This window comes from Mycobacterium paraffinicum (assembly GCF_001907675.1).
In the GTDB taxonomy this organism is placed as follows: Bacteria; Actinomycetota; Actinomycetes; order Mycobacteriales; family Mycobacteriaceae; genus Mycobacterium; species Mycobacterium paraffinicum_A.
In genome coordinates this window covers 1-12,642 of the sequence record NZ_MPNT01000009.1, presented here as the reverse complement: position 1 = coordinate 12,642, position 12,642 = coordinate 1, and the positions used below count along the sequence as shown (strand labels likewise).

Below are 12,642 nucleotides of genomic sequence, written 5' to 3'. Positions count from 1 at the left end.
CCGGTCTTGAGCACCGCCACGATCGCCACAATGGCTTCACCCGAACGCGGGAACAACACCGCCACGCACCCGCCCGGCCCCACCCCACACTCGACCAGCGCGTGCGCCAACCGGTTTGAGGCCTCATCCAACTCGCCATACGTCCACGACCGCGCCCCGCAACACAACGCCACCGCCGCCGGGGCCCGCAGCACCTGCCCGGCGAACAACGCCGGGATCGACACCGCCGTCCTCGACTCCGTTAACACCGGCCACCGGCCCAACTCACCCAGACGCCCGCGCTCACCGGCCTCGAGCACATCAATCGACGACAACCGCGCCTGCGGATCAGCGGTCATCGCCACCAACACCCGCTGCAACCGCTGAACCACGCCGGCGACCGTGTCGGCATCGAACACGTCGGTGCGGAACTCCACCGCACCCGAAATCCCGCCCGGCTCAGCGTCATCGGTGAAACGCTCAGCCAAATTCAACGTCAGGTCCATCCGGGCCGTGTGGGTCGCGATCGGCACCTGGGATACGTGCAAATCCCCCAACACCAACCCCGGATCACCACCGGACCCCGGCAGGTTCTGCCACGCCAACATCACCTGCACCAGCGGATGATGCGTCAACGACCGCGCCGGATTGAGCCGCTCCACCAGAACCTCAAACGGCACGTCCCGATGCTCAAGGGCGGCAAGGCCTTTTGTGCGGGTCTGGCTCAGCAAGTCGGTGACCGTCGGATTGCCGGTCAGATCCAGTCGCAACACCAGCGTGTTGACGAAGAAGCCCACCAAGTCGTCCAGCGCGGGGTCATCGCGCCCGGCCGTCGGGAAGCCCAGCACCACATCGGGATTCGCGCTCAGCCGCGACAGCACCACCGCCAACGCGGCCTGGACCACCATGAAACTCGTCGCGTTGCACTCACGGGCCACCGCGCGCACCCGTTGCTGCAACTCCGCCGGCCACTCCACGGCCACCGTCGCCCCACGCTGATCGGCCACCGCCGGATAGGGCCGATCCGTCGGCAACTCCAACCGCTCCGGCATCCCCGCCAGCGCATCCTCCCAATACGCCAGTTGCGCGGCGATGGGGCTAGCGCCGTCATCGAGATCACCGAACTGAGCCCGCTGCCACAACGTGTAATCCGCATACTGCACCGGCAACTCACGCCAGTCCGGGGCCCGTCCGCCGCACCGGCTGGCGTACGCCACGTTCAGATCACCCACGAGCGGGGTGATGGACCAGCCGTCCGCGGCGATGTGGTGCACCACGCCGACGAGCACGTGGTCGTCGTCGGCGATGTGAAAGAGCCTGGCCCGAAATGGGATTTCCGCCCTCAGATCGAACGCGTGCTGCGCCGTGGCCTCGATGGCCTCGTGCAGCGCGCCCGGTGTCCACCCGGCGGCGTCGGTGACGGTTACGACATCACTGCGCCCACCCGGCAGCACCCGCTGGAAGGGCACGCCGTCGACGTCGGCAAACACCGTGCGCAGGGTTTCGTGGCGGGCGATGACATCATCCACGGCCACCCGCAACGCGTCCAGATCCAGCTCGCCCCGCAGACGCAACGCCACCGCCAGGTTGTAAACCGCTGAGGGCCCGTGCAATTGGTCGAGAAACCATAGCCGACTCTGGGCGAACGACAACGGAATGACGTCGGGCCGCCGGGCGGCCAGAAGGGGCCGAAGCCGTGTGTCATCGCCACCGATGTGTGCGGCCAGTTGGGCGACCGTCGGCGCGTCGAACAAGGTTTGCATCGACAGGTCGGTGGCCAGGTCGGTGCCGATCGCGGCGATCACGCGCATCGCGGACACCGAGTCGCCGCCGAGGTCGAAGAAGGAGTCGTCGACCCCGACGCGATCGAGGCCGAGGACGTGGGCATAGATGCCGGCGAGGATGTCCTGGGTGGGATCCTTGGGAGCGCGGTACCGCTGACCGTTGGTGTACTCCGGCGCCGGGAGGGCTCGGGTGTCGAGTTTGCCGTTGACGGTCAGCGGCAGCGCTTGCAAGACGACGATGGCCGACGGGACCATGTACCCGGGCAGGCGCCGGGCCAATGCCTCCCGTGCGGCGGCGGGATCGACTGCCCCGGTGACCGTTTCGGTGAGGTAACCCACGAGCCGCCGGTCATCGGGCCGGTCCTCTCGCGCGATCACCGCAGCCTGTCCGACGCCCGGGAGTTCGCTTAGCGCCGTGCGGATTTCGCCGAGTTCGATGCGGTACCCGCGAATCTTCACCTGTTCGTCGGCGCGCCCGAGGTAGTCGAGTTGCCCGTCGGATCGCCAGCGCACCAGGTCCCCGGTGCGATACATGCGGGTTCCGGGTGGCCCGAATGGACAAGCCATGAATCGTGAAGCGGTCAGTCCGGGCCGGCGCCAGTAGCCCACCCCAACACCGCGGCCCGCGATATACAGCTCGCCGACCACCTTGGGCATCACGGGGCACAGCAACTCGTCGAGGACGAAGAACGCGGCCCCCGCGATCGGCGATCCGATGGGTGGCGAGCCCGAGCCCGGCAGCAGCGGGGCGCTCTTGGACGCCCACATGGTGGTTTCCGTGGGGCCGTAGACGTTGGTCATGACCCGGCCGGGTGCCCAGAGGTCCACCAGCGCCGGCGGACACGCTTCGGCACCGATGACCAGCGCCGTGGATTCCAGTCCGTTAGGAGTTAGGCTGCTCACCGCAGACGGGGTCTGCGTCAGCACGCTGACTCGCTCTTCGACCAGTAGGTCGTGAAAGTCGCCCGGCGATCGCGCCACCGACTCGGACACCACCACCAGTCGCCCGCCGAACAGCAGCGCCGCCCATATTTCCCACACCGAGAAGTCGAACGCGTAGGAGTGGAACTGGGTCCACACCTGTTCCGGCCGCAACGGAATCGCGATGTCGAGCGAGTCGAACAGCTGGGTTACGTTGTGATGATTAACGGCAACGCCTTTCGGTACACCGGTGGTACCGGAGGTGTAGACGATGTGGGCGATGTCGTCGGGCGCGGGGAAGGGTAGGGCGGTGTCGGGTTGAGTGTCGATGCGGGGGTCGGCGGTGTCGATCACGGCCAGGCCGCACCCGTCCAGTCGGGACCGCATGTCCGGGGTCGTCAGGACGGCAATCGGCGTCGCGTCGGCCAGCATGAACTCGACGCGGGACCGCGGATGCATGGGGTCGATCGGCAGATACGCCGCCCCGCTCTTGAGCACCGCAAGGATCGCGCATATCGCCTCGGCGCACCGGGGGAACAGCAGTGCGACACACACGCCCGGTCGCGCGCCATGGTCGATCAGTAGGTGCGCCAGCCGATTAGCGGTTTCGTCGAGCTCCCGGTAGGTCATCGAGCGACCCTCGAAGGTCACGGCCACCGCCTCGGGGGCCCGCTCCACTTGAGTGGAGAAGAGCGCCGGAATCGATACGGGCGCCGCGGGTTGGGTCAATACGGCGCGGTTGCTCCAGTCGTCCAGGCGCGTGTGCTCGGTCTCGTTGAGCAGATCGATGGACAACAATCTCCGGGTCGGATTGGTGGTCAAATCATCCCCCTAGGTCGGTGGTCATGGCCACCAACGCGCGCTGGAAGCGGTCGATCAATGATTCGATGGCCTCGGCATCGAAGACGTCGCTGTCGTATTCGACGCGAAGAATCAATTCTCGGTCGGGGCGGGCTTGCATTGTCAGCGGGTAGTGACTGGATTCGGTGCCGGTCAAGTCGGTGATCGCCAGGCCGTTGGTGTGCGACAGCGCCGTGGTGTCGATCGGGTAGTTCTCGAACACGAACAGCGTGTCGAATAGCTGGTCGAGCCCGGCGACGCGGTGAATTTCCTTGAGCGCCAGATGTTGATGGTCCAGGGTGCACTCGTAAGCGGTGTGCAGTTGACCGAGCAGGTCGGCGACGGTGGTGGACGGCGTGATGGTGGCTCGGATGGGCACCGTGTTGATCATCAGACCCACCATCGCTTCCGCGCCGACCACATCGGCCGGCCGGCCCGAGACCGCCGCGCCGAATACGACGTCACGCCTGCCCGTCATCGACATCAACACCTGCGCCCATGCGCCCTGCAGCACCGTGTTGACGGTGGTGTGACAGGAGCGGGCCAATTCGTTGACTGCCTGGGTGGTGCTTTCGGGCACGCGAGCCGAGGCGAGGCCTCGGGACCCGAGCGTGGGGCTGCCCGGCGGTGCGACCAGAGTCGGGGTATGGAAACCGGCGAGCACCTCGCGCCAGGCCCGTTCCGCGGCGTCGAGATCGCGCTCGGCGAGCCAATCGACGAACCGGCGATACGGGACGGCCGCCGGTAGCCGTTGGCCATAGTAAGTAGCGAAGATCTCTTGCAGGAGCACGGGCAGCGACCAACCATCCAGCACGATGTGGTGGTTGGTCAACACCACCCGGTACCGTTCCGGTGCTGTGCGGATCAGGGCAACGCGGAAGGCGGGCGACCCCTTCAGGTCACACACCGCGGCACGCTCGGCGGCACATATGCGCTGTGACTGCTCCTCGGCATCGCTATCGAGTTCGACGTATTGCCAGGGCGTTTGGGGATCGGCCGGGATGATCTGCACCGGTTGGTCAAATTGAGTGCAGAACCGGGCGGCCAGATTAGGGTGGCGGCTGACGACGGTGTTCACCGCGCCGCGGAGACGATCCACGTCGAGTGGGCCGGAGACGGTGATGTCGAGCTGCATCGAGTACAGGTCGCCGTCGCTGTTCTGGACCGACGCGTGGAAGAGCAACCCCTGCTGGAGGGGAGTGAGCGGCAGTATGTCGGCGATCGGGAAATGCCGCTGTAATTGGTCGATTTGGTGCTGGGTGAGACGCGCGGGCGCGATGTCCGAGGGGGTGAGCCCCCCGCCGCCGCGCCGGACGTGGGCGCAGATGCCGGTGAGGGCGTCGAACCAGAGCTGACCGAGCAGACCAATCTGCGCCTCGTCGAGCACCGATGGCGCCCACGTCCATTCGGCCCGCAAGTGCAGCTCGGTGCCCGTGTCGACGGCGCCCACGTTGAGTTCCAGGGAGTGTGCGAGCGGCATCGGCACCGCGCTGGCGAAAGTGGTGACCGCAAGGCCGTCCTCGCTGACCCGCCAGAGATCGCCGGACACGTCTGTCCCGTGCAATCGGCCGAAGTAGTTGAAGCCGATAGCGGGGTCGGGCCCAGTCAGTGCAACGTCGGTGTTGAGGTAGCGCAGCAGACCGTAGGTCAGGCCCTCGGGCAGGGCCCGCAGTTGTTCCTTGGCACGCTTGACGAATGCGCCGATCGCGGCGTCACCGGCCACAAGTTGTGGCCAGCGCGGTCCGCCGACCGGCAGCGCCACCGGGTGTTTGGTGGTGAACCAGCCCACGGTGCGCGAGAGGTCGACATCGGGGGCGAGATCTTCGTAGCGACCGTGGCCCTCGACGTCGATCGCGATCGACGCCCCCTCGTCGGCACCCGAGAACTCATCCCACGCCAACGCGAACGCGATCAACAGAATGTCTTGGACGCCGGCGTGAAAGGCGGCGGGAACGTCACCGAGCAGCACGCGGGTGGTTTCGGTGTCCAGGGACAGCGTGAGGTGCCCGGCGCCGGCGTAGGTGTCAGTCCCGGGCTGGGGTGGGGCCAGAGCGGTGTGGGCGCGCACCGACTGTTCCCAGGCGTCGGCGCGGTCGGTAACCGTGGGCCGGTAGGCATGCTCGGCCAGCAGCGTCGCCCAGCGCTGAAAGGACGTGCCGCCCGCCGGCAGGGCGACCGGTTGGCCGCTCAGGCGTTGGGCCCAGCCGATGTTGAGGTCTTCCAGGAGAATTCGCCAGGACACCGCATCGACGGCCAGGTGATGGATTATCAGCACCAGCTGTCCGGTTGTGGTCACCCACAGCGCGCTGAGCATCGCCCCGACGGAGGGGTTGAGCCGTGACCGGGCGGTCGCCACCACATCGTCGTTCAACTCGTCGACGGTGAGCAGGCAACCCTCGGCGTCGACCGCAGCCGCCCCCGGTATGGTCAACGACCACTCGCCGGCGTCGAAGTTGTCGACACGTAGCCGCAGCATCGGGTGGTGGTCGAGCACGGCTTGCAGAAGCGCGACCACGTCGGGGCGCGAAACGCCCTGGGGCGCTTCTATCACCATCGTCTGATTGAACTGATCGACGGGCCCGTCGATGTCCGACAGCCAATGCATGATCGGGGTGGGCGCCACCGGCCCGATGCCCGCGTCGACGGCAACGGCTGTGCGGTCGCTGATCTGGGCGACGCGAGCCAGCCGCGCCACCGTTTGTTCGATGAATATGTCTCGCGGGCGGCACATGACGCCGGCCGCGCGTGCCCGGGCGACCACCTGCATCGACGAGATGCTGTCGCCGCCAAGGTCGAAGAAGGCGTCGTCCACTCCGACGCGATCGAGTCGTAGCACCTCGGCAAAGATGCCCGCCAGGATCTCCTCGACGGCGTCGGACGGCGCGCGATAGTTGTCGGTGGCTTGGTAGTCGGGCGCCGGCAGGGCGCGAGTGTCGAGTTTCCCATTGATCGTGGTTGGCAGCGCATCGAGCACCACGACCGCGGCGGGCACCATGTAGCCGGGCAGCCGCCCCGCGAGCGCGGCCCGCGCATCGACGGGATCGGCGGTTCCCGTGATGTAGGCGACCAGCCGCTTGTCACCCGGATGGTCTTCGCGGGCGACGACCGCGGCGCGCTCGACGCCGTCGAGTTGGCATAGCGCGGCGTGGATTTCGCCGAGTTCGATGCGGTACCCACGGATTTTGACTTGCTCGTCGGCGCGCCCGAGGTAGTGCAGTTGGCCGTCGGCGCCCCGGCGCACCAGATCCCCGGTGCGATACATGCGCGCCCCATGGCCCCCGAACGGGCAGGCCACGAATCGTGAAGCGGTCAGGCCCGCTCGGCGCAGGTACCCGATACCCACGCCGCGCCCGGCGACATACAACTCGCCGACCACCCCGAACGGCACTTGGCGCAACGACTCGTCGAGGACGAACAGCGCCGCCCCGGGTACCGGTATACCGATGGGCACCTGCCCGCACCCGGCCGTCAACGGGTCGCTGATCGCGACGCACATCGTCGTCTCGGTCGGACCGTAGGCGTTGATCATCACCCGCCCCGGCGCCCATTGGTCGACCACATCGGCGGGGCACGCCTCACCGACCACCACCAGCGCCGCCGATTCCAAACCCTTGGGCGACAACACAGCTGCGGCGGACGGGGTTTGGGTGAGCACATCGACTCGCTCGGCGACTAGCAGGTCGTGGAAGTCGGTCGGCGACGTTGTGACGTCTTCGGGCACCACCACCACTCGCCCACCTCGCAAGAGCGGACCAAAGATCTCCCACACCGAGACGTCGAAGGCTAGCGAATGACACTGCGGCCAGACGCCCGGATGGGGCAAGCCGCCGTCCAGCGATCCCAGCAGCTGCGTCACGTTGTGGTGGTTGATGGCAACGCATTTCGGTACGCCGGTGGTTCCGGAGGTATAGATCAGATATGCGATGTCATCGGGGCCGGGCGCGGATAGCCGGGTGCTGGGGTAGTCGCCGACGACGGCGTCGCTGACATCGAGGACCGCCAGGTCATGCCCGGCCAGGCGTGACCGTAGGCTGGCGGTGGTGACGGCGGCGATCGGCTCGGCGTCTCCGAGCATGAATGTCATCCGGGAAGCGGGAACCGCCGGGTCGATCGGCAGGTAGGCCGCTCCCGTCTTGAGCACCGCCAGCATCGCCGTGATGGCCTCGGCGCCGCGAGAGAACAACAGCGCAACGCACTCGCCCGGGCCCGCGCCCCTACCGATCAGCAAGTGCGCCAGTCGGTTCGAGGCGGCGTCGAGTTCGAGGTAGGTGCAGGACCGAGTTCCGTCGGTGATCGCGATCGCATCGGGGTTCTGACTTACGTGGGTAGCGAACAATGCCGGAATCGAGACCGGTGCAGGGGCGGCCCGGTCCAGCATCGCCCTGTTGGACGCGGCATCCAGACGGGCGTGCTCTTCGGCATCCAGCAGATCTATGGATGACAGCCGGGCCCGCGGGTCGGCGGTCATCGCGCGCAGTAACCGCTGGAACCGCTCGACAAGCGTGGCGATGGTGTCAGGCGCGAACACATCGGTGCGGAATTCGACCGTCCCCCGAATGCCCGCCGGCGCGCCGTCGTCGGCCCAGTGTTCGGACAGCGAGAAGGTCAAATCCATGCGGGCGGTATGGGTGTCGAGCGGCAACTGAGTGATCTGCAGGTCGCCCAACTGCAGCCGGGCGACGGAGTCGCTCGTGTGGCCGGGCAGGTTCTGCCAGGCCAACGCGACCTGGGCCAGCGGGTGATGGCTTAGGGAGCGGGTGGGGTTGAGCCGCTCGACCAACACCTCAAATGGCACGTCCTGATGCTCGAACGCCAGAAGACTGCGCCGACGAACTTGATCGAGCAATTCGGCAACGGTCGGGTCTCCAGCCACATCCACACGCAGCACCAAGGTGTTGACGAAGAAGCCCACCAGGTCGTCGAGCGCCGGATCACCTCGCCCGGCGATCGGGAACGCCACGGCCACATCGGGTGTCGCGCTGAGCTGCGCCAGCAGAACCGCTAGGGCGGCTTGGACCACCATGAAGCTCGTCGCGTTGTACCCGCGGGCCACCTCGCGGATGCGCAGCTGCAATTCGGCCGGCCAGTCCACGACCACGCTGTCGCCGCGCTGGTCGGCCACCGAAGGGTAGGGTCGATCCGTCGGCAATTCCAAGCGTTCGGGGATGCCGGCCAGAGCGTCTTCCCAGTATTCGAGCTGCGCGGCGATTCGGCTGGTGGAATCGTCGAGCACACCGAACTGCGCGCGCTGCCATAACGTGTAATCCACGTATTGCACCGGCAGTGCTGGCCAATCCGGAGCGCCCCCCTGCTGACGCGCCCGGTAGGCCTCGCCGAGATCGCGGATCAACGGTGCCAGCGACCAGCCATCAAAGGCGATGTGGTGCACGACGCCGACCAACACGTGCTCGTCGGCGCCGACACGAAACAGCTTCGCCCGCAGCGGTATTTCGGAATCCAACCCGAAAGGATAACGCGCCGTTTCATCGACGGCCTCGTCGAGCCGCGCCGGGGCCCATCCGGTTGCGTCGATGACGTCCCAGCCGAAATCCGCCCGGCTGGCCGGGACGATGAGTTGCTGGGGCAGCCCGTCGGGCGCGGGGAATAGCGTGCGCAGGCTTTCATGCCGGGCGACCACGTCGGCGAGCGATGCGCCGAGCACTTCGGCATCGAGGTCACCACGCAGCCTCAGCGCCACCGCCAAGTGGTAAACCCCTGAGGGAACTTGCAACTGGTCGAGCACCCATAGCCGGTTCTGGGTGAACGAGAGCGGAATCACCGCGGGGCGGTGGCCCGCGGTCAACGGCTCACGGCGGCGCCCCTGGCCGTCGAGAAGGGGCGCCAATTGTGCGATCGTGGGTGCGTCGAACAACGCGTGCACGGCCAGATCCGCGTCGAGGCCGGTGTTGATGGCGGCGATCAACCGCATCGCCGAAAGCGAATCCCCACCCAGGTCGAAGAACGAATCGTCAACGCCCACCCGCTCGGCACCCAGAACCTGGGCATAGGTGCCGGCCAAGATTTCCTCGACCGGGGTGGCCGGGGCGCGGTACCGACTGCGGTCCTGGTACTCCGGCGCGGGCAGGGCACGGGTGTCGAGCTTGCCGTTGACCGTCAGCGGCAGCGCCTGCAACACCACGACCGCCACCGGCACCATGTGGCCGGGCAGCCGCTGGGTCAGCGCGGCGAGCGCCGCAGCGGGATGGACTGTCCCGGAGATCCTTTCGACGACGTAGCCGACGAGCCGTTTGTCGCCGGGGCGGTCTTCGCGGACGACGACGGCGGCCTGTTCGATACCGTCGAGGGCGGCCAGCGCGGCCTGGATTTCGGCGAGTTCGATCCGATAGCCGCGGATTTTGACCTGCTCGTCGGCGCGCCCGAGGTAGTCCAGTTGCCCGTCGGCGCGCCAGCGCACCAGGTCCCCGGTCCGATACATCCGCGTTCCCGGGGTCCCGAACGGGTTGGCCACGAATCGAGCCGCGGTCAGGCCCGCCCGGCCAAGGTAGCCGACGCCAACGCCGCGGCCGGCCACATACAGTTCACCGACCACTCCGGGTGAGACCGGGCGCAGCCAGTCGTCCAGGACGAACAGTGCCGCGGTCGACACCGGTTCGCCGATCGGTACCGTTCCGGAACCCGCGGTCAACGGTGCGCTCAACGTGGCGTAAACCGTCGTTTCGGTGGGGCCGTAGGCGTTGATCACCAGGCGCCCGGGAGCCCACCGGTCGACCAGCTCGGCCGGGCATGCCTCACCACCGAGCAGCAGCGCGACCGAGTCCAGTCCGCGCTGGGGAAGCGCCGCGGCCGCCGACGGCGTCTGGGTGAGCACGGTGACCTCTTCGGCGACGAGCAGCGCGTGGAAGTCTTTCGGTGAAGCCGTCACCTGCTCTGGCACCACCACCAGGCGCCCGCCGCCGAGCAGGGCGGCCCAGATCTCCCAGACGGAGAAGTCGAATGCGTAGGAGTGACACTGCGTCCATACCTGATGTGCGGGTAGGTGGGCCGACGCCGACTCGACCAAGTGGGCCACGTTGCGATGGCTTATCGCAACACCTTTCGGCACGCCCGTGGTTCCCGAGGTGTAGATGAGGTAGGCGATATCGTCGGCCGCCGGCGTCGGAAGCGCTGATCGGGGCTGGGCAGTCATGCGGTCATCGGTGATATCGACGATGGCCAGCGGGCGTCCGGCCAGTCGCGGCAGCAGCGCGGTGGTGGTGACCGCGACGGAGGGCGCGGCGTCGCTCAACATGAATCCGATCCGCTCATCGGGCAGCGCGGGGTCGATCGCCAGGTAGGTCGCCCCGGCCTTGAGCACCGCAAGCATGGCGATGACGGCCTCGGCGGAGCGCTCCAGCAACACCGCAACACATTGCCCGGGTCCGGCACCGTGGCCGAAGATTGAGCGCGCCAACTGATTCGAGGCCTCGTCAACCTCCCGGTAAGTCAATGACCGGTTCACGTCGGTGATGGCCACAGCGTGCGGAGAGCGAACCACGTGACCCGCGAACAACTCCGGGATCGACACCGGTGCGGGTGCCAGCCTGGTCAGAGCCGCCCTATTGCCCATGTGGTCGAGGCGGGCACGCTCGTCAGCGTCAAGCATGTCCGTGGCAGACAATGGGAGCCGCGGATCGGCAATCATCGTCAGCATGATGCGTCGCAGCCGATCAATCAGTGCGCCAATGGTGTCCGCGTCGAACACGTGGGTGTCGTACTCGACGCGCAGGCCGAGTTCGGCTCCGGGTGTGGCCTGCATGGTCAGTGGGTAGTGATTGGATTCGCGACCGGTGAACTCGACGACGGTCAATCCGTCGACATCGAGCAGCCCGGCGGTGTCGACGGGGTAGTTCTCGTAGACGAACAGGGTGTCGAACAGTTGGTCGTGGCCAGTGGCGCGGTGAATCTCGTTGAGCGCCAGGTGTTGATGGTCGAGGGTGTGGTTGTGGGCGTCGTGCAGTTGGTGGAGCAGGTCGGCGGTGGTGGTGGTTGGTGTGATGTGCGCCCGCACCGGCACGGTGTTGATCAGCAGGCCCACCATGCGGTCGGCAGCCGGTAACTCGACCGGCCTTCCCGATACCGCGGTGCCGAAGACCACGTCGTGCTGGCCGGTCAGCCCCATCAAAAGCTGCGCCCACGCCGCCTGCAGCACGGTGCTGACGGTGGTGTGGCTGGCGCGCGCCAGCTCGTGCAGCGCCAGCGTGTCGCGCTCGGACAGCACAAACGAACTGGTCCTCTTCGGACCGGATTGGAGTCGGGCCGGGGGACCGACCAGGGTGGGGTTCTCCAAACCCGCCAGCGTCTCTTGCCAGGCGGCGCGAGCGGCGTCGAGGTCGCGTCCGGCGAGCCAGGTGATGAACCGGCGGTAGGGTGTCGCCACGGGCAGCTGCTGGCCCTGGTAGGCGGCGAAGATCTCGTGCAGCAGGATGGGTAGCGACCATCCGTCGAGCACGATGTGGTGAAACGTCATCACAATTCGGTGCCGGCTGTCACCGGCGCGGAGCACGGCCACCCGCAAGACGGTGTCGCCGTTGAGGTCGCAGACCGCAGCGCGTTCATGGGCGCAAATCTCGTGGATCTGATCTTCGCTCTCGACTGACTCGTATCGCCATGCCGCGGAGGGGTCGGCCGGAATGATTTGCACCGGTTCGTCGAATTGTTGGCAGAACCGAGCGGCCAAGTGGGGGTGGCGTTCGATGACGGTGTGGACGGCATCGCGCAGCCGGTGTGGGTCCAAAGGGCCGGCGACCGTGAGGTCGAGTTGCATCGCGTACAGGTCAGCGTTTTCCCGACCGGTGCCGGCGTGGAAGAGCAATCCTTCTTGGAGCGCGGTGAGCGGCAGGATGTCGGCGGTGTTGTATTGCGTTTGGAGTTCGTTGATTTGGTGTTGGGTGAGTCGGGCGGGGGTGATGTCGGAGGGGGTCAGACCGCCGCCGCCGTGGCGGACGTGGGTGCAGATTCCGGTCAGGGCGTCGAACCATAACTGGCTGAGCCGGGCGATTTGGGTGTCATCGAGAACCGAGGTGGCCCAGGTCCAGGTGGCGTTGAGTTGAGGGCCGGTGTCGCTGTCGATGGTCGCGGCGTTGAGTTCGGCCGTGTGGGACAACGGCATTGGCAGGGC

The 12,642-nt window shown here is 67.1% G+C and carries 2 protein-coding genes; both read right to left on the bottom strand.

Going from position 1 to position 12,642, the window contains the following annotated elements; genetic code table 11:
- A partial coding sequence (locus BRW65_RS31260) for a non-ribosomal peptide synthetase (protein WP_139273046.1) occupies positions 1-3,506 on the bottom strand: 3,506 nt, incomplete at its 3' end.
- A gap of 1 nt (position 3,507) precedes the next feature.
- A partial coding sequence (locus BRW65_RS11805; protein ID WP_139273030.1) for a non-ribosomal peptide synthetase occupies positions 3,508-12,642 on the bottom strand: 9,135 nt, incomplete at its 5' end.